17 protein-coding genes and 1 tRNA gene are annotated in these 17,021 nt (G+C 60.6%); 6 read left to right on the forward strand and 12 right to left on the reverse strand.

Annotated elements, in window-relative coordinates; all coding sequences use genetic code 11:
* Positions 1–174: 174 nt before the first annotated feature.
* The 3 genes from I2I05_RS09650 to I2I05_RS09660 form a co-directional block, all read right to left on the reverse strand.
* Positions 175–408 (reverse strand): PID-CTERM protein-sorting domain-containing protein, encoded by a 234-nt coding sequence (locus tag I2I05_RS09650; protein ID WP_196282048.1) that lies wholly within the window; start codon positions 406–408, stop codon positions 175–177.
* Positions 409–481: 73 nt separating this feature from the next.
* Positions 482–3,700 carry a T9SS type A sorting domain-containing protein gene (locus I2I05_RS09655; RefSeq protein ID WP_196282049.1) on the reverse strand — a complete coding sequence of 1,073 codons (3,219 nt, stop codon included), beginning with the start codon at positions 3,698–3,700 and terminating at the stop codon, positions 482–484.
* 321 nt (positions 3,701–4,021) lie between these two features.
* Positions 4,022–4,510: a hypothetical protein gene (locus I2I05_RS09660; protein WP_196282050.1), complete on the reverse strand. Its 489-nt coding sequence runs from the start codon at positions 4,508–4,510 to the stop codon at positions 4,022–4,024.
* Positions 4,511–4,618: 108 nt separating this feature from the next.
* On the opposite strand from I2I05_RS09660, the gene I2I05_RS09665 reads away from it, so the two are divergent.
* Both I2I05_RS09665 and I2I05_RS09670 read left to right on the forward strand, forming a co-directional pair.
* Positions 4,619–4,987 carry a hypothetical protein gene (locus I2I05_RS09665; protein ID WP_196282051.1) on the forward strand — a complete coding sequence of 123 codons (369 nt, stop codon included), beginning with the start codon at positions 4,619–4,621 and terminating at the stop codon, positions 4,985–4,987.
* Positions 4,988–5,100: 113 nt separating this feature from the next.
* A complete protein-coding gene (locus tag I2I05_RS09670; protein ID WP_196282052.1) occupies positions 5,101–5,598 on the forward strand; it encodes a hypothetical protein in 498 nt (165 codons plus the stop codon).
* A 283-nt stretch (positions 5,599–5,881) separates the two neighbouring features.
* On the opposite strand, the gene I2I05_RS09675 is transcribed toward I2I05_RS09670, so the two are convergent.
* The 5 genes from I2I05_RS09675 to I2I05_RS09695 all read right to left on the reverse strand — a co-directional run bounded on the left by I2I05_RS09675 (position 5,882) and on the right by I2I05_RS09695 (position 10,143).
* Positions 5,882–6,364, reverse strand: coding sequence for a hypothetical protein (locus I2I05_RS09675; RefSeq protein WP_196282053.1), 483 nt, complete (start codon positions 6,362–6,364; stop codon positions 5,882–5,884).
* A gap of 130 nt (positions 6,365–6,494) precedes the next feature.
* The gene (locus tag I2I05_RS09680) at positions 6,495–7,121 is read right to left on the reverse strand and encodes a hypothetical protein (protein WP_196282054.1); all 627 of its coding nucleotides are present in this window, start codon (positions 7,119–7,121) and stop codon (positions 6,495–6,497) included.
* 106 nt (positions 7,122–7,227) lie between these two features.
* Positions 7,228–7,896, reverse strand: coding sequence for a hypothetical protein (locus I2I05_RS09685; protein ID WP_196282055.1), 669 nt, complete (start codon positions 7,894–7,896; stop codon positions 7,228–7,230).
* Positions 7,897–8,106: 210 nt separating this feature from the next.
* The gene (locus I2I05_RS09690) at positions 8,107–8,886 is read right to left on the reverse strand and encodes a hypothetical protein (RefSeq protein WP_196282056.1); all 780 of its coding nucleotides are present in this window, start codon (positions 8,884–8,886) and stop codon (positions 8,107–8,109) included.
* A 597-nt stretch (positions 8,887–9,483) separates the two neighbouring features.
* Complete coding sequence (locus I2I05_RS09695) at positions 9,484–10,143, reverse strand: ABC transporter ATP-binding protein (RefSeq protein ID WP_196282057.1); 660 nt, start codon at positions 10,141–10,143, stop codon at positions 9,484–9,486.
* Between the two features lie 136 nt (positions 10,144–10,279).
* On the opposite strand from I2I05_RS09695, the gene I2I05_RS09700 reads away from it, so the two are divergent.
* Both I2I05_RS09700 and sucC read left to right on the forward strand, forming a co-directional pair.
* Positions 10,280–11,446 carry a glycoside hydrolase family 113 gene (locus I2I05_RS09700; protein WP_196282058.1) on the forward strand — a complete coding sequence of 389 codons (1,167 nt, stop codon included), beginning with the start codon at positions 10,280–10,282 and terminating at the stop codon, positions 11,444–11,446.
* A gap of 70 nt (positions 11,447–11,516) precedes the next feature.
* Positions 11,517–12,713 carry an ADP-forming succinate--CoA ligase subunit beta gene (sucC, locus tag I2I05_RS09705; protein ID WP_196282059.1) on the forward strand — a complete coding sequence of 399 codons (1,197 nt, stop codon included), beginning with the start codon at positions 11,517–11,519 and terminating at the stop codon, positions 12,711–12,713.
* Between the two features lie 105 nt (positions 12,714–12,818).
* Here sucC and I2I05_RS09710 read toward each other — a convergent pair whose 3' ends face one another.
* Positions 12,819–13,289, reverse strand: coding sequence for an organic hydroperoxide resistance protein (locus I2I05_RS09710; protein ID WP_196282060.1), 471 nt, complete (start codon positions 13,287–13,289; stop codon positions 12,819–12,821).
* 163 nt (positions 13,290–13,452) lie between these two features.
* Between I2I05_RS09710 and I2I05_RS09715 the strand changes: the two genes are divergently transcribed.
* Both I2I05_RS09715 and I2I05_RS09720 read left to right on the forward strand, forming a co-directional pair.
* Positions 13,453–13,524, forward strand: a tRNA-Arg gene (locus I2I05_RS09715).
* Positions 13,525–13,619: 95 nt separating this feature from the next.
* Positions 13,620–13,826 carry a hypothetical protein gene (locus I2I05_RS09720; protein ID WP_196282061.1) on the forward strand — a complete coding sequence of 69 codons (207 nt, stop codon included), beginning with the start codon at positions 13,620–13,622 and terminating at the stop codon, positions 13,824–13,826.
* Between the two features lie 209 nt (positions 13,827–14,035).
* Here the strand turns inward: I2I05_RS09720 and I2I05_RS09725 are convergent, their stop codons facing one another.
* From I2I05_RS09725 to I2I05_RS09735, 3 genes are all read right to left on the reverse strand, one after another.
* Positions 14,036–14,527 carry an META domain-containing protein gene (locus I2I05_RS09725; RefSeq protein WP_196282062.1) on the reverse strand — a complete coding sequence of 164 codons (492 nt, stop codon included), beginning with the start codon at positions 14,525–14,527 and terminating at the stop codon, positions 14,036–14,038.
* A gap of 103 nt (positions 14,528–14,630) precedes the next feature.
* Positions 14,631–15,407 (reverse strand): ethanolamine ammonia-lyase subunit EutC, encoded by a 777-nt coding sequence (gene eutC / locus I2I05_RS09730; RefSeq protein ID WP_196282063.1) that lies wholly within the window; start codon positions 15,405–15,407, stop codon positions 14,631–14,633.
* 26 nt (positions 15,408–15,433) lie between these two features.
* Positions 15,434–16,822, reverse strand: a complete 1,389-nt coding sequence (locus tag I2I05_RS09735; RefSeq protein WP_196282064.1) for an ethanolamine ammonia-lyase subunit EutB — start codon at positions 16,820–16,822, stop codon at positions 15,434–15,436.
* Between the last annotated feature and the right edge of the window lie 199 nt (positions 16,823–17,021).

Here is a 17,021-nt window from a genome sequence, read left to right on the forward strand (position 1 = left end):
AAACAGGGGTAGCGCGTCTGAAACCAACGGAGCGGCAAGGGGGATGTACCCGCGGCCTATCGTTTAGCGAAACGGTCTGCATAGTAATCCGAATAGTAAACGGAGCGTACATGAAACAGGAGGCCGCCCTTGTGGGACGTCCTCCTGTTTAATTGTTGCTCGTTTAGAAACGGGCTAGCGGGCGCGGCGCTGGCGTAGCTTCCGTAGGCCGTAGGCCACCCCGCTGGCCAGCAACAGCGAGGCGCCGCCGTCAATGGGCACGGTGGCGGGGGGCGCCCCGGGCCGGGGGCCGGGGCTACCGGGCGCGTCGCTGGTGGCCTGGGCCCGGGCCGGGACCGCGTGGAGCAGTAGCCCCGCAGCGAGGGTTAGCCCGGCAATGCCCCGGGCAAGAAAGTGAAAAGAACGCATAAACAGGGAGTTAATAGAGAGGAAAAAAGTAAACAAAGGCGCCCCTGCGGGAAGGAGCGCCCGTCTCCGGGCCTTAGTCGACCACCAGGCGTTTGCTAACCACCTCGGCGCCGGCTTGCAGGCGCACGACGTAGACGCCGGCGGCCAGGCCCTGCGTGCGCAGCGTGCCGCTCGCCTGGCCGGCTTGCACGGCCAGGGCCGTTTCGCGCACGACCTGGCCCAGGGTGTTCAGTACCGTGGCATGGGCCGTGCGGGTGCCGACGGCCACGGGCAGCGTTACCTGCACGGCGGCGGCCGTGCCCGCCGGGTTGGGGAACAGGGCCACCTGGGCCGCCGTCAGGGCCGGGGCCGCCGTCAGGGCCGTGGCCGGGGCAAACACGAGGCGGTAGCGCGTGCTCAGGCCCGCCGGCAGCGTGACGGTGGTGGTGGGCTGGGCCGAGAGGTCCACCTGCTGGCCGGTGGCCGCGTCGTGCAGGTAGGCCACCAGCCCGGCCGGCAGGTTCGCTACACGGAGAGCGTTTAGGGTGTAGCGACCGGCTGTGGGCACGCTCAGGCGCAGGGCCACGGCCGTGCCAGCGGCGAAGGCCGGGCGGCCGTCGATGGCCAGCGCCTCGCCCGTGGCCGCCACCGACGACAGGTTCAGGCCCGTCGAGTTGGGCAGCTTCCAGGCGTCGTAGCCACTGTCGAAGCCCGGCGTGGCCGCCGCAGCGGCGTAGACGAAGAGCTTGTCCACGGGGCCGGTGGTGCCGCGCAGCGTCAGGGCCACGGTGGGCTGGGTCGAGGCCGTGCCGCGGTACATGCGCACCTGCGTGCCGAAGTCCGTCACGCGCTGGGCGTCGCGGAACTGCAATTGGGCGCCGTCGATGGCCCCTTCTGCAACGCGCACGAAGAAGCCCTGGCCGGCGGCGATGAGCGTGTTCTGGTCGCCCTCAAAGTTGCGCGCGATGGCGCGGTACATGCCTTCGTAAGCGCTGGTGCTTTCCACCACGTAGAAGCTCTCTTCTAGGCCGGTGGCGTTGTTGTTCTCGAAGAGGGCGGCGCCGTCAATCGGCGCCGGGTAGGGGTTGCCCACCAGGGCCCAGCCGGCGTCGGCGTTCTCCCCAAGGCGGCTCAGGCCCACGTTAATGTCGCCCGTGTTGAGCGTGCCGGTGAAGTCCACTTTCTCGGTGCCGGCGATTTGGACGGCGTAGCCGCGGCCCACGGCCAGCGGGGCGCTCAGGCCGGCGGGCACCACAAAGCCCCGGTCGAAGGGGGTGTAGGTGCTGGTCATCGTTACCCGCGCTTGGTCGTAGCCGAACACGGTGGGGAAAGGTGCGATGCGGCCCGGCGTGGCCGAGGCATTATACCTGCTGGCCTGGCTTACTTCGGGCGAGAAACTGCCGCCGGCAGCTTTCGTGTCGAGGTCCGCCACGGTCGAGCCCGTGACCGGGGCGCTGTAGTGGCGGTAGCCCAGGCCGGGGTTCAGCGAGGGGTCGAGGTAGCGCTGCACGGTGGCCGTATTGCCCAGCACCTTGCCCAGGACATCACCGGTCAGTTCCGAGACATTGTTCACGACCAGGGCCGTGCCGTTGGCATCGGAAAGCAGGGTCAGGGCCTGCCCGTTGAGCTGCAGGTTGCCCCTCTTCACCGGTTCCAGCAACTGGCGGATGGCCACGGCCTGGGTCAGGGTCACGTCGAAGTCGTTGAAGCTGTAGAGCTCGCGCACGGTGGCCGGCAGGCCGGAGCCCGTCACCTGGGCTTCCTCAGCGGTGTAGTCATAGCTGGCATCATCGGAGAAGCTGCGCGCGCCGGCGGTCTGGACGGTGCCCGTGGCGCCGGTGAGGGCAATGCCGGCGGCGTCGCAGATTTCCAGGTAGCCGCCGGCGGCCAGCGTGAACGTGCCCGCCCCCGTGATGCGGGAGCAGTTGTCGCCAAAGGTGTACAAGGTGCCGCCGTCTTCCACCACCAGCGCCCCGCTCACGGCGATGTCGCCGAGGAGCGTGCCGAATCCGCCGTCTTTAATGGTGATGTTGCGGTAGAAGCCGGCCGGGATGTCCTGCACGTCGCTTATTTCCAGGTCCCTTTCGCTCGTGCTCAGCAGCACCGCGAGGTTGTCGGCATTCGCGTTGTTGCTAATCCCCGTGACGAGGTCGAGGCGGCCGTCGCCGTCGAGGTCGCTCGCCGCCACGCCGGTGGCAGCCCCGGCGCCAGTACCGCCAACCGTGTAAGCGGTGGCAGCCCCGAAGGCGCCCGCGCCGGTGCCCCGCAGGACCCGCACCTGGTTGGAGGAGCTGCTGGTTGACCCGGTCACGGCCAGGTCGGGCTTGCCATCGGCGTCAAAGTCGCCCACCGCCACGCTTAGAGCACCACCGGCGACCGGGTAGCTGACGGCCGCCCCGAAGTTACCCGTGCCCGTACCCGTGTTGCTCAGCAGTACCCCCACGCTACCAAAACTGGAGGCCACGGCCAGGTCGGGCTTGTTGTCGCCGTTGAAGTCACCTACCGCGACATCGTTGTTGTTGCTATCACCGACGCCGTAGAGGACGCGAAACCCAAAGCTACCCGTGCCCGTGTTCAGCAGCACGGCCACAGTGCTCCGGGAGGTGGCCACGGCCAGGTCGGGCTTGCTGTCGCCGTTGAAGTCGCCCACCGCCACGCCGCGGGGGAAAAGAAATGAAAAATCATCGCTCTCCCTAAGATTATAGGTGACGGCCGGCGCGAAGCTAACCGTGCCCGGGGCCGTGCCCGCACCCGTGTTGTTCAGCAGTACCGACATGGTACCACTACCGATACCGGAGACCACGGCCAGGTCGGGCTTGTTGTCGCCGTTGAAGTCGCCCACCGCCACGTCAGGACCGCCGGCTCCGTAGGTGACGGCCGCCCCGAACGTGCCCGGCATCGCGGCCGTACCCGTGTTCAGCAGTACCGACAAGCGGGGGGTACGGCCAGTCGTGGCCACGGCCAGGTCGAGCTTGCCGTCGCCGTTGAAGTCGCCCACCGCCACGCTACCGGGTCCCGCTCCGAGTATTGCGTAGTTCGTGGCCGGCCCGAAGCTGCCCGCGCCCAGGTTGAGCCGCACCGACAGCGCGGCGCTGGCCGCGACCACATTGAACGTGACCACGTCGGGCTTGCCGTCGTTGTTGAAGTCGCCCACGGCCACGTTTTGGGAAGAGAGCCCCGTCCCGTAGTTCACGGCCGGCGCGAAGGTGACGGTTTGCCCGAAGGCGGCCGGGGCCAGCCCCAGGCTCAGGGCCAGCATTACGGCCGGGCGGGCGCCGCCCGGCCGTAATGCAAAAGAGAAGAAGTGTTTCAACAGGAAATGGAAAAAAAGTATAGGGAAAAACCACGGATACCCCCGCTCAGCACCGCGTCGGCGCGCGGCCACACAAGCGGAACGGTAAAGGTAGCCGGCGGGCGGCCGATTAGTATATATAAATTATTTTATTGTACTGCACGGGCGGTGCTTCGTGCGTGGGGCGCCCGGGGCGCGGCCCGCTCGGGGCTTCGCCGCGTGTGGAACACGGCCGGGCCCCGCGGCCCAAAACCGACGACCCGCACAACCGGGCGGTTTCAGCAGCGCGAATGAGGACAGCTGCCTCCGTTCATAAAAACGGTCCGAAAAGTAAAAGCAGCGTTATTTTACTGCACGGCTAGTGGTGTCACCATCCCGCACAAGCGTGACAACATGTACCCCATTTTCCCTGAGATCAGGTGGGAGTCGCTGCCCGCTTTCTTTGATAACGAACGACGTGGTGTCGTAGTGCATGTACGTGAGCAGGGAGATGTTCTCCCGAACCACAAACGTGGTGTCCCGGGCATAGCGCCCAAATTCCACGTGTAGCCGGTGCGTCCCCTCACAGAGGCGAACCATGCGCGCAAAAGGTTCATCGCCGGTGATGTTCCGTGGAATCACCTGGGCGACGACCAGCGAATCGTCAATGACCAGCCGGACGGGCGCCAACGTGTCTTGATAGCTCCGGTTGGTGGCATAAAGGTGGACTTCGTGCGTAGGGGCCGTGCACGCCCTTTCCTTAGTGGGCGCAGAGGAGCAGCTTGCTATCAAGAGGCTGCCAATCAGCAGCGCACACGTCGGCGCAAAAGGCATGTATTTCACAGACGGCACGAAGGCAAAGAATAACGATGTGGCTCTGTTCAGAAAAACGGTCCGAATCGCAAAACGAGTGTTACTGCCCGTTTACCTTTCGGCTGAACTACCCAAAGAACGTGCTTTATGCAGTGGGAACCCGTGGCACTCGAAGCCCTATATGATGAGATTCTGGCGGCCGAAGAAAAGATGCAGGGCGAGCTGTGGCGTTTCTGGCAACTGATTCAAATCTTCCCTGAAAAGTGGCAGCAAACGCCCTACGGCGACGAAGGAGGCGGGTTCTGGGTTGTGGCCGTAATGGGGAAGCAAATCATCTGGTACAATGACATTGAGGAAGGATTCAATCGTTCGTCCTACGAACAGTACGGGACCTTCCACGAGTATTGGTGCAACCAAGACGAGCTCGTGTGGCCCGTACAAGCCTTGCTTACCGAAATCAAATTGGGGGGAGGCGGGTTTGCTCAGGCGGGCCCCCCGCAAAACATTGACGAGTAAACGGGCGCGAAGCTGGGCAACCAGCAGTTTGCTAAAACGGTCCGAAGGTAAACGCGGCCATTCAGTTGAAGGAGAGTAATATTTGACCCGACAACGCTTACCCACTTTCTTACATGAGCAGCTCCTTTCGCCGTTTCACTTGGCTGCTTGCCCTCGGTTTCCTCAGCACTGGGATTCCTTTCCGCGAAGCAAACGCGCAATCCCGGCAGGTTCAACACCTCCGCGTGTACGCGCACGGGCTGACCAAATTCATCCGGTTTCCCATCGATTCGGTGAGCATCGTCGCCTCCCCCCGGGTGGAAGCCACGGTGCGTCGTCCCCAGTCCTTTCTGCGGGCTCTCGACCGGACCCTCGCGCGCCGTGCCGCCCCAGTGGGCCGCGAATTCGGCCATGATTTCGTCCGGCTTCTGTACCTGCTCACCTACGCCGACGGGCGCACGGCGCGCCTGCAAATGGACCGGGCGGGGACTATTTTGTGGGAAAAGAAACTCTATGTAGCGGATTCGGCCACCATAGGGCTACTCTTGTCGCCCCTTACGCGGAAGCAACGAGCAGCCGTCGCGCCCCAGCCGCGTAAACGCCCCCCACGCATCGCCGCACGGCCAGATTAGCGGGCACCGCTGCGAGCCTTGGCCGAAGGAAACAGCAACTAGGTTATCCCTTGTTTACAAAAACGGTCGTGGCTGTTGCAGAACTCCCACGAAACGCCTTTTAAACCGATAAGGCCCATGCTGGAGCGCCAAAAAGGCTGAAAAAGGCCTATTCTCGACGAGGTTGTGCGTACTGTCGCCTAAAGGGGAGTCTCTCCAAGCGTTCTGCAACAGCCACGGTCCGAATAGTAAAACGAGGGTTATAGTCAGTTGTACTTGGGCATTTCACGGAATTGAGCATCCCTCACATATCGAAGGTGAGGAAGTAATCCTTGCCATTTTTCTGGTCCCGCCATAAGTACCAGCGCAGGTCCTGTTGCTGGCGACTGTGTGGTTTTTCTCTGGCCATCACTGCTTTGTTCCACCACCACACATCGGTTGCAAATCCACCCAACGCAAAGTCAACGATGCTAGAATCGGGCGTCAGCTGCAAGTGGCGAATGATGGCGTGGTGGGTGGCCGTATCGCACGTAAAAACAAAGGAATAGGAGGCATCAATGCCCATCTCGTCCGCGTTGCAGTACAGGTGCTTCACGTCGGCAGCAGGCGCGATGCCGACGAACTCCTTGAACCGCCGCTTGTTGCTTTCGGTATCCGGGCGCGTGGCGTCGAATTGGGGAAAGAGGCGGTCTTTCGTGTCGAAGTAGTATTGGTCAACGGATTGGCGCAGTTGCTGGCGTTTGTTCTTGGCTTTTTGGCAAGAAACGCAGCCGAAAAGGCTTGCCATTAAACCCACGTGAATCAGTAAACGAAGCCCTTTCATGCCGGCAAGGTATAGCAGTAACCAAGTTTACGAAAAGGGACGGAAGGTAAACGAGAGAATTGCCTTGGATTTAGACCTTGGATTGTTCGACCCGTTAGATTTCCTCAAGGACTTTTAATAGCTTTTCGTACTCCGGCAAGTAGAAACCATTCGCCAGCCATTCGTAGTGCTTCCGGTAGCGTTGCTGAAGCTGGGTATACGCGGGAGAATCGACCAACTTGGCTAAAATCATTCCGACGTTGCCTTCGTATTTCAGTCCCGAAAACAAGCCCGTGCCCGGTGCAGCATTTACCGCTTGTTCCAGAACCGGAATCGCGTGGTAGCGCGCAAAGAAAGGCTGCGCCTGGTCCTCAAACAGCCCCTTCATCCACTCCAAACAAGGGGCAACATCGGCAGCCGTGCACAGCGTCGCGCAGCTCGTTTGTCCGTTGGTGAGCAAGTTTTCCAACGGAATGCCAATGGTGGGCGTGCTGCGGTGGTACTTGGGCTCAAAGTACGATGCTTGGTGGTAAATCTGCTCAACGCGGTGAAGGCGAATCAAGAACCCTGCTTTGATTTCCCACCCCGGATTTTGCCACAGAAACACCAACTGCACTTTGTTCCACCCGTCGGGGGTGCGTTGCGTGAACTCGGCCTGTGCCCGGTTGAGCACAAAGCCGAAAGGAAGCAGGTCAGCCGCTACGGCAGTTAGCAAGGCATTGCGCAAGTCTCGACTGGTCATAAAAAGGCCGGGGGTGAGTGCCGGCAAGGTACGTTCACAGGAAATACACCTCGTCTTGATGCGTTCACGTTAACGGTCCGAATCGCAAAAGGAGGGTTTCGAAAGCCTATGGGTTCAGCACGATGATTTTTTGCACGGGGTTCTCCGTTCTAAAAACGTATTTATTGCCAATTTTCAGGTTGCCCACGATGTCGCTAATTAAGTTGCCGTCGTAGGCGCGAAGTCGTTGCTTCGAAAGAATCAGCGTGTATTTGTAAAATGTGCTGTCGTTCGCGTAGAGCAAGCAATAGCCTTGGTAGTCGGTGCCCTGTTTGGCTAAATCGGCGTTTCGTTCGTAGCCGAACCCCCGCTCAAACACCAATTCTTTAAGCGTGTCGCCCCGCACGGCAAAGGGGGAAAAGGCACTTCGGGCGGCTTGTTGCCCTAATCGTTCGCTTTCCGCCCGGTTGTCTCCCTCGCGGTCGAAACGCGCAAACGTGAGCACCTCGTAGCCCCCCTGGTTCTTACCCGGAGCAATGACGAGGGTTTGGCCCTGCACCGTATCCCGCCAATCCGGGGGCAGGGCAATGAACTCGTCTCCATCTTGAAACCCCTTCCAGTCAGCGAGCGCGGCGCTGTTTTCTCTTTCAAAAGAATAGGACGTGACCTCAATCGTATCGGTTAGGGTCGAAGCTTGACTAAAGCGGGCGTTTTGTTCGGCGTTTGGCTGGCAATGAATCAGCCCCAATGTCCCCACGAGGAAGAATGCAAGTCGGTGCGGGAGGAAGCTTTTCAATTAAATGGCGTATGCCCTTGACGGAAACGACCGCGCCGGGGGAAAGAAAGGAGGCAATTTAGGCCCCTGCTCTGGTTTGTGCGACCTGCGCGGCCTGTTCACTTAAACGGTGCTTATAGTAAACATAGCTCACCACCAACGCCCAAAATACGACAACAAAAAAGCCCGACACGTTAACGTGTCGGGCTCTTTGATTTCTTAAGCCGAAGATTAAGCTGCGGCCTTCTCGCCGTTCTCACGGTCGTCAATAGCATTGCGCAGCTTGGCGATGGCCTGCACGGCGCGCTCCTCGTCGAGGCGGTTGATGTTGAGCAACATTTTGGTCTTCTCAGGGCGGGTAATCACCGGGTGGTTCAGCAAGCGGATGATTTCCTCTTTCTGCGAAGCCGTGGCGTATTGCACTGGAGCAGCTTGCTCGGCTGCCACAGCCGGCACCTCCGAAGGCACCACCTGCATGGCCGGCACGGCCTGAGCTACGGCCGCTGGTGCCGTTACCGCCTGCGTATTGGTATTGTAGTCCATTTCTTCAGCAGGGGTGGGCTCGTAGCCAGCGGCGCGGATAATCCAGGCCAGGCAGTTGCGATACGCCTTGCCGATGGCCCGGGTCTGGGCCATGCTCATGATGGCAAACTCCTGGTAGAACTTCTTGCCGCTCTCCTTATTCGAGCACACGGCGAAGCCCGCGCCTACAGTCACCTGATGACGGATGTCAAACAGCGTCACTTTGGCTTGGTATTTCATTTCCTCGGGGCTGCTCACGTTGATGACGTGCTCCACAATAGGCACAATGCCCAGGCGCGAACCAGCGTACTGCCAGCCTTCCACGTTCACGAACTCCTTGCCCTGCACGTTGGTGGTGAGCTTGTTGTCCTTGATGAACTTGGCGAGGTCCTTCGCCAGGTCCAGCGTTTCATCGGAGCGGCTGATGTCGTAGCTCTCGATTTTCACTTTTTTGGTAATGTCCTTGGTGGTTTTGGTGGCCTCGTTCATGGCTGTGTTCTTTAGTAATGTGTCCAACTGATGTTCGTATGTATAACCTAAAGATAGAAAATAACGTGCCAAAAAAGCCAGAATTTTTAGTAAATTTTATTATTGTTAATCAGTGAGTTATCAGTAATAGTAAAAAATAGTAAAGCTAATGAGGTTGGGAATGATGATTGCTAGGCGCAAAACATTGACAGTGCTCAATTAGTGCCGTCATAAATCAGGTAATTGCATCGGGCTTGACAATCACGCCTAAGCCCATAAATCATCCGTCCTACACATCCGTCGTCCGCCCAGCCATAGCAGCTATCCCGCGCCATCTGTCATGCTGAGCCTGCGAAGCATCTTCTCACGTCTGAATCGTTCCGCGGTGAGAAGATGCTTCGCAGGCTCAGCATGACAGGCACCCCAGGATGCCAGATGCCCCAGCATGACAGGCGCCCAGGACGCCAGGCTGCTCCACACCACAGCCGAATGCGGAACGATGAGCTGGCATTGCAATCATAGCCAAAAAGCAGAAAGCCGAAGCATCTCCTGATGCTTCGGCTTTAATCAGTAATCTTTTGGATGCACTGCTGACGAAAAATCCGCAGTTGCCGGGGGCTAGCCGCCTTCTACAATGTGGCCGTCGCGCATCACAATCTTGCGGTCGGCCATTTCGGCCAGTTGGTCGTTGTGCGTCACGATAACGAAGGTCTGGCCCAGCTCTTTGCGCAGCAGGAAGAAAATCTGGTGCAGCTCCTGGGCGTTTTTGGTGTCGAGGTTGCCGCTGGGCTCGTCGGCGAAGATGATTTCGGGCGAATTGATGAGGGCGCGGGCCACGGACACGCGCTGCTGCTCGCCGCCGCTCATTTCGCTGGGCTTGTGGTCGGCGCGGAATTCCATGTTCAGCATGCCGAGGAGTTCGCGGGCTCGCACGCGCACTTCTTTTTCGGAGCGCCCGGCCAGGTAGGCGGGCAGGCACACGTTTTCGAGGGCCGTGAACTCGGGCAGTAGGTTGTGAAACTGGAAGATGAAGCCGATGTGACGGTTTCGGAACCGGGCCAAGTCGTTGCGCCCCAGAGAGCTGACGGATTCGCCATCAAATAACACCTCGCCCGAATCGGGGTTGTCCAGGGTGCCGAGGATGTGCAGCAGCGTGCTTTTTCCGGCGCCCGACGAGCCCACGATGCTAACGATTTCCGACTTTTCAATCGTTAAATCGATGCCCTTGAGCACGTTCAAGGAGTTGTAGCTCTTATGAATGTTGATAGCTTGCAGCAACGGCGGGCAACGATAAGCGTGAATGATGCGGTAGTGGCAAAGCTACGCACAATCCGGGCGGAGCAAAGCCGGACGGTATACGCCTTACAAACCGCCCGACGTAAAACACATTTTGCCAGTGACTGAAATTTTCCTCATGCCTCAACCTTTGTTTTCGTGGCGTCGCGGGTGGCCGCTGGTTTTGCTGGGTTTGGTGTCGCTGCTGGCGTTCTGGGGGCTTTCCTACTCGCAAGAGCAACGTCGTGAACCCAACCTCACACCCCAAGAAACAACTGCCGGATTGCCTCTGGCTCCAAATGACTTTCAGAAAAGAAACCCCACAGCATTCGATAGCACCCGGCTGCGCGGCGTGAGCTGGGTGGGCGGTGACTCGGCTACCGCCGCCGAAATGGAACCGTTGCGCAAAGCCCACGTCACGTGGATAGCCCAAATGCCCTTTGGCTGGCAGGCGGGCGCGGCCGAGCCGCTTATTCGGGTGCGCACCGAGCGGCGCCCCAGCCGCGGCGGCTATTGGGGCGAAAGCGACGCTGGCCTGCTGCACACCGCGCAACTGGCCCACCAGCACGGCATCCGTACGCTTCTGAAACCACACCTGTGGGTGCGCGGCAATGGCACCTGGCCCGGCGACATCAACATGACCAGCGAGAAAGATTGGGATACGTGGTTTGCCAGCTATGCCAGCTACATACTGCACTACGCCGAGGTGGCGGAGAAAGGGCATTTCGACGGCCTTTGCATTGGCACTGAGCTGCTGCACGCCACCGAGCCGGCGCACGACAAAGCCTGGCGCCGCCTCATCCGGCAGATTCGGCGGGTGTACCACGGCCCGCTCACCTACGCCGCCAACTGGAGCGGCGAATACCAGCAAGTCACATTTTGGGACGCGCTGGACTACGTGGGCATCCAAGCCTATTTCCCCTTGAGCACCACTAACGCCCCTTCCCTGGAGGCCCTCATGCTCGGCTGGCAGCCGCATTTGCGTGAACTCGCATTGTGGCAGAAAAAAATCAAAAAGCCCATCGTATTCACCGAAGTAGGCTACAAAACCACCCCCGATGCGGCTATTCGGCCGTGGGAGTGGCCGGAGCGCACGGCCACCGTTGCCACGCCCGACGAAACCACCCAGGCCCGCTGCTACGAGGCCCTGTTCCGAGCCTGTTGGGGCTTGCCGTGGCTAAAAGGCATGTTTATCTGGAAGTGGTACCCCGGCTTGGCACCCGATGGACCCGGCCGCCGGCACGCCGATTTTACGCCCCAGCACAAACCAGCCGAAGCGGTATTGGCGCGGTGGTATGGGCAATGACGGGCTAAGCCGTACTTTCGTGCCACCAACCGAAGGTAAGCGTAGCTAAACCCACCCCTTTACCAACCTTATGAACATTCACGAATACCAGGGTAAGGAAATCCTGAAAAAATACGGTGTCCGTATCCAAGAAGGCATTGTGGCCGATACGCCCGAGGAAGCCGTGGCCGCCGCCGAAAAACTGACTGCTGAAACCGGCACCAGCTGGTACGTTATCAAGGCGCAAATCCACGCCGGCGGACGGGGCAAAGGGGGCGGGGTGAAGCTCGCCAAAGGCATTGACAAGGTGAAGGACATTGCCACCGACATCATTGGCATGCAGCTCATTACCAAGCAAACCGGCCCCGAAGGCCGCAAAGTGCACAAGGTATTGGTAGCTCAGGACGTGTACTACCCCGGCGTTTCGGAGCCGAAGGAATACTACATGAGCGTGCTGCTGGACCGCGCCACCGGCAAAAACGTCATCATCTACACCACCGAAGGCGGCATGGACATTGAGGAGGTAGCCGAGGCGCATCCCGAGAAAATCCACCGCGAGCACATCGACCCCGCCGTGGGCTTGCAGGGCTTCCAGGCCCGCAAAATTGCCTTCAACCTCGGCCTCGAGGGCGACGCGCAAAAGGAAATGGTGAAGTTCGTGACGGCCCTGTACAAAGCCTACGACGAAACCGACAGCGCCATGTTCGAAATCAACCCCGTGTTGAAAACCTCGGACAACAAGATTTTGGCCGTTGACGCCAAGGTGACGCTGGACGAAAACGCCCTCTACCGCCACAAGGATTTCGTGGCCCTGCGCGACTTCAACGAGGAAGACCCCTTGGAAGTAGAAGCCAGCCAGAACAACCTGAACTACGTGAAGCTCGACGGCAACGTGGGCTGCATGGTGAACGGCGCCGGCCTGGCCATGGCCACCATGGACATCATCAAGCTGAGCGGCGGCGAGCCGGCCAACTTCCTCGACGTAGGGGGTGGAGCCAACGCCCAGACCGTAGAAGCCGGCTTCCGCATCATCCTGAAGGACCCGAACGTGAAGGCCATTCTCATCAACATTTTCGGCGGCATCGTGCGTTGCGACCGGGTTGCGAATGGCGTAGTTGAGGCTTACAAAGCCATCGGCGACATCCGCGTGCCCATCATCGTGCGCCTGCAAGGCACCAACGCCGAAGAAGGCGCCCGCATCATCGACGAAAGCGGCCTGAAAGTATCCTCGGCCGTGTTGCTGAAGGATGCCGCCGCCCGCGTGAAAGAAGTGCTGGCTACGGCTTAATTGCTCGTTAATAGTTGTAAAAAAGGCCCGCCTGATTATCAGGCGGGCCTTTTTTGTTAGCGGGGCTGTTAGCGGGACTGTTAGCTGCTGGGGAGCAAATCCAACCTATTTGTGCTCGGCAACGCCAATGTTTTCTTCGGCCTCTACCGGTACGGGCTTGCCCATCACGCGCAGCTCGACTTCCATGTTGCCGCGGGTGCCCACCGAATAAGGGCATATTTTGTGGGCCTGGCGCACCATATCAATGGTTTTGGCCTCGTCGAACTTCTTCAGGTCGACGTCGAGGATGGCACTCAGCCCGTAGCCTTCGCCTTCCTGAAACAAGGTAACGGAGCACTTTACCGAGCTTTCGTTATCGAGCCGGTCGCCAGCCTTTTGGGCAATGACGAGCAGGGCCTGCTGGAAGCACGAGGCATATCCGGCGGCAAATAGCTCTTCGGGATTGGTAGCGCCTTTCTTGCCGCCCAGCCCTTCGGGAACCGACATATCCAGGTCGATGATGCCCGTGGCCGAGCGAACGTGGCCACTGCGGCCACCAACGGCCGAGGCGTCGGCCGTGTACAGATTCTTTTTCATAAAAAGGACGTGGGAATTAGATGGTTTTACCTCAAAAGCACTGTTGGCTTAACTGCTTTCGGGCCGGTTGGGTTGTGCGCGCGGCAGCGAAAAGCGGAGGAATTGTGCCACGGATTTGGTCCGCCTCGCTTTTGAGGCTACTTTTGCACTCCTATCCAGACCCGGCCGCGTCGTACAACGGATAGTATGAGAGTTTCCGAAGCTCTTGATTTAGGTTCGATTCCTAACGCGGCCACTAAAAAATCCCCTCTGATTATTTCAGAGGGGATTTTTATTTGTCAGGGTACATGGCTAGTGCCTTGACCTCGCGAAACACAGCAACTTTACAAAATGGAATTCCAGAAAAAGAAATACACGTTCCGCGGCATGGACGGCTTTGCGGGCTTCCGCCACGGGCAGGAATACGAGCTGGACCTGGCCATGTCCGAGGCCACGGACGAACAGCCCGCCGAGGTCGTTGTCATCAACCCCGTATCGCAGCTCTATAGCTATTTCAGCAAGCAGGCGTTCACGGAAACCTGGAAAAAAGAGAAGTAGCGCGCTTTGCAGGCCGCCTGACTATCCATAAGTGTAAGAGCCTATCCGAAAAACAATTTGACCGTCCTGCTGAGCGCAGTCGAAGCATCTCTCCCGCTTCGTAAGAACCGTTCAACAAAGCGGGAGAGATGCTTCGACAAGCTCAGCATGACCTATCAAATTTCTAAACATTCGGTATGGGGATGGGCAAACCCGTTTGGGTAGCGGTGCTATTTCTTATTGCCCGCCACGGCTTGAAAGCGGGCAAGCGGCGGCCCCAGGGTATCGGCCGAGTACAAACTGAGGGCATTGCCGCTAATGCGGTAGTGCTGCACCTTGTTGAGGGCCTGGAGGAAGTTGCCTTCGGCGGCGAGGTCTGGGCAGGCACTGCGGGTGGTGGCCAGCGGACCCAGGCGGAGCTGGCCCACGGCGGGCGCCGTATACGGGCCCGAAAACCGGTTGCAACCGGCGCGGCCCTCCACGCGGGCCCGGTCTTCGTCCAGTAGCAAATACGGCGTTTGCTCCATGGCAGGAGCGGCCTGGCCGTCTAGCTCGCGTAGCTCCCACCGCACGTCGCGTAGGGGCGACGCCGTCGGGGCGGTGTTGTCAACGGCCGCAACTACAGGGCCGCCGGTGGGGCGTTCGGCGATGTCGTAGCTGCACGCGGCGGGCACCAGCAGGAGCAGGGCAGCTATCGAACGAAGGGAGTAAGGAAACGGCATGGCAGTGAGCAGTAAGGTGGTTTTCTGACTCGTTTACGCAGCCAAACGGGTTTGGTAACGGCAGGACGGATGACAACTTTCCCGCCCCTACGCCTTCCGCACGCTACTCGGCGAGCAAGCCAGTGTCATCCTTCAGCCCAACCCCCGAGAGTTGGCGGCGCAGGGCTTGCTGAATTAGAAAAAGCAGCTTGCCGGCCGCCAGGTGATAAGGCAGGCCTTCGGGCCGAATGTTGGAAACGCAGTTGCGGGCCTCGTCGGTGAGGCCGGGGCGCGGGCCGTAGGTGAAGTAGGCGCCTAGGCTGTGGGGCGCACTGAGCCCCGGCCGCTCCCCGATGAGCAGGAGCGTAAGCCGTGCCCCGAGCCGCTGGCCGATGGCGTCGCCGAGGGCCACGCGGGCTTGCTCGGCCAGCGTAATCGGGGCCAAGCGAAAGCCCGCTTGATGCAACTGGGGCACCAGTAGCTGCAGCAGGGGCAGGGCGTGCTCGTTGATGGCCGTGGCCGATAATCCATCGGCTAGAATGATGGCGACGTCCGTTTCTTGCTCGGCCAAGCCTGCCAGCAAGGTTTCGGATTCCTCGTCCAGCTGCCGGCCCCAGTCCGGCCGCTGCAAATACTCCTGGCGGTTCCGGGCCCGGCTGCGCACTTGCAGCACGGGCAACTGAAGCTTTTCCAGCTCAGCCAGCAGCTCTTGGGTTGCCAGCGTCGAGTATACTGCATCGCGGGCGTGAGCATGCGCCAGCTTAAACGCCAACGCCTCCCGCAGCGGCACGCTGGTGCCGGTGCGGCCCAGGGCAATGCGGGCAGCCGTAAAGGCTTTCAGCGACTCCCAGGGGTCGGGTGCTGGTGCGGCGGCAGGCAGTGGATTGGGCAAGTCGGTCATGAGCAATACGCGGTAGTTTGGTTCGGTTAGCGCAGGGCGGCTGGCAGCCGACCCAGCAGCTGGGCAGAGGCCGAAGCCGGCAACAGCTGTCCCTGGGCGTTGAAAATGCCCTGCTGCTCCAGCCACGCCTCAAACTCGGGCGCGGGCCGCAGCCCCAGCACGCGCCGCAGATACAAGGCATCGTGAAAAGAAGTGGACTGATAGCTGAGCATGATGTCGTCGGCGCCGGGCACGCCCATGATGAAGTTGCAGCCGGCCACGCCGAGCAGGGTGAGCAGCGTGTCCATGTCGTCCTGGTCGGCTTCGGCGTGGTTGGTATAGCACACGTCCATGCCCATGGGCAGGCCCAGGAGCTTGCCGCAGAAATGGTCTTCCAGCGCCGCCCGGATGATTTGCTTGCCGTCATACAAGTATTCCGGGCCGATGAAGCCCACCACCGAGTTGACCAGCAGCGGGTCGAACCGGCGGGCCACGGCGTAGGCTCGGGCCTCGCAAGTTTGCTGGTCGAGGCCGTGGTGGGCATTGGCCGACAGGGCGCTGCCCTGACCGGTTTCGAAGTACATCACCTGCTGGCCCACGGTGCCCCGGTTGAGGGCGCGCGTGCCTTCCCACGCCTCTTGCAGCAGGCCCAGGTTGATGCCAAAGCTGCTATTGGCGGCCTCGGTGCCGGCAATGGACTGGAACGCCAAATCAACGGGCGCGCTCCGGTTGAGGAGCTCCAGCGTGGTGGTGACGTGGCACAGCACGCACGACTGCGTGGGAATGGCGTATTGCTCGCACACGGCGTCCAGCATGTTCAGCAGCTGATGCACCGTGTGCGGGTTGTCGGTGGCAGGATTGATGCCCAGCACCGCATCGCCGCTTCCGTAAAGCAGGCCATCGACGAGGCTGGCGGCAATGCCGCGCAGGTCGTCGGTGGGGTGGTTGGGCTGCAGGCGGGTGGCCAGGTGCCCGCGCAGCCCCAGCGTGTTGCGGAAGCGCGTGACCACTTCGCAGCGGCGGGCCACGGCAATCAGCTCCTGGTTGCGCATGAGCTTCGACACGGCCGCCACCATTTCCGGCGTCAGGCCGGGGGCCAGGGCTTGCAGGGCGGGGGCGTCGGCCTCGTCGGAAAGCAGCCAGTCGCGCAGCTGCCCCACCGTGAAATGGCTGATGGGGGCAAATGCCGCCGCGTCGTGCGTATCGATTATGAGGCGGGTTACTTCGTCCTGCTCGTAGGGCACGAGGGCCTCGTGCAGGAAGTCGCGCAAGGGCACATCGGCCAGGGCTAGCTGGGCCGCTACCCGTTCTTCGTAGGTAGCGGCGGCCACGCCGGCCAGCACATCGCCGGAGCGCAGCGGCGAGGCCCGCGCCAGCAGCGTCTTCAGGTCATCGAACGTGTAGGCGTGGTGGCGAATGACGTAGCGGTAGGCCATGGCAACGGACAGGGAAAGTGTGGGAGAAGATACTGCCCGCCCGCCAATCACCTGCTTTCTGCGCGGGTGATTTCAGAAAAAAGCCAGGGCCTGGCAGTAGATGCCCACCCCGGCGAGGACGTGCCGAGAAGCGGATTTGCCGGCCAAAGTCGTGCGGGTTTCACCCTTCCGGCACGCTTCGTCGTATAGAGGCTTCCAA

The organism is Hymenobacter jeongseonensis, assembly GCF_015694725.1.
GTDB lineage: Bacteria > Bacteroidota > Bacteroidia > Cytophagales > Hymenobacteraceae > Hymenobacter > Hymenobacter jeongseonensis.

Coding starts and splice junctions, on each gene's coding strand:
- I2I05_RS09650 (WP_196282048.1), bottom strand. CDS start 408: ATGCGTTCTTTTCACTTTCTTGCCCGGGGCATTGCCGGGCTAACCCTC.
- I2I05_RS09665 (WP_196282051.1), top strand. CDS start 4,619: ATGCAGTGGGAACCCGTGGCACTCGAAGCCCTATATGATGAGATTCTG.
- I2I05_RS09670 (WP_196282052.1), top strand. CDS start 5,101: ATGAGCAGCTCCTTTCGCCGTTTCACTTGGCTGCTTGCCCTCGGTTTC.
- I2I05_RS09675 (WP_196282053.1), bottom strand. CDS start 6,364: ATGGCAAGCCTTTTCGGCTGCGTTTCTTGCCAAAAAGCCAAGAACAAA.
- I2I05_RS09680 (WP_196282054.1), bottom strand. CDS start 7,121: ATGACCAGTCGAGACTTGCGCAATGCCTTGCTAACTGCCGTAGCGGCT.
- I2I05_RS09690 (WP_196282056.1), bottom strand. CDS start 8,886: ATGAACGAGGCCACCAAAACCACCAAGGACATTACCAAAAAAGTGAAA.
- I2I05_RS09700 (WP_196282058.1), top strand. CDS start 10,280: ATGCCTCAACCTTTGTTTTCGTGGCGTCGCGGGTGGCCGCTGGTTTTG.
- sucC (WP_196282059.1), top strand. CDS start 11,517: ATGAACATTCACGAATACCAGGGTAAGGAAATCCTGAAAAAATACGGT.
- I2I05_RS09710 (WP_196282060.1), bottom strand. CDS start 13,289: ATGAAAAAGAATCTGTACACGGCCGACGCCTCGGCCGTTGGTGGCCGC.
- I2I05_RS09720 (WP_196282061.1), top strand. CDS start 13,620: ATGGAATTCCAGAAAAAGAAATACACGTTCCGCGGCATGGACGGCTTT.
- I2I05_RS09725 (WP_196282062.1), bottom strand. CDS start 14,527: ATGCCGTTTCCTTACTCCCTTCGTTCGATAGCTGCCCTGCTCCTGCTG.
- eutC (WP_196282063.1), bottom strand. CDS start 15,407: ATGACCGACTTGCCCAATCCACTGCCTGCCGCCGCACCAGCACCCGAC.
- I2I05_RS09735 (WP_196282064.1), bottom strand. CDS start 16,822: ATGGCCTACCGCTACGTCATTCGCCACCACGCCTACACGTTCGATGAC.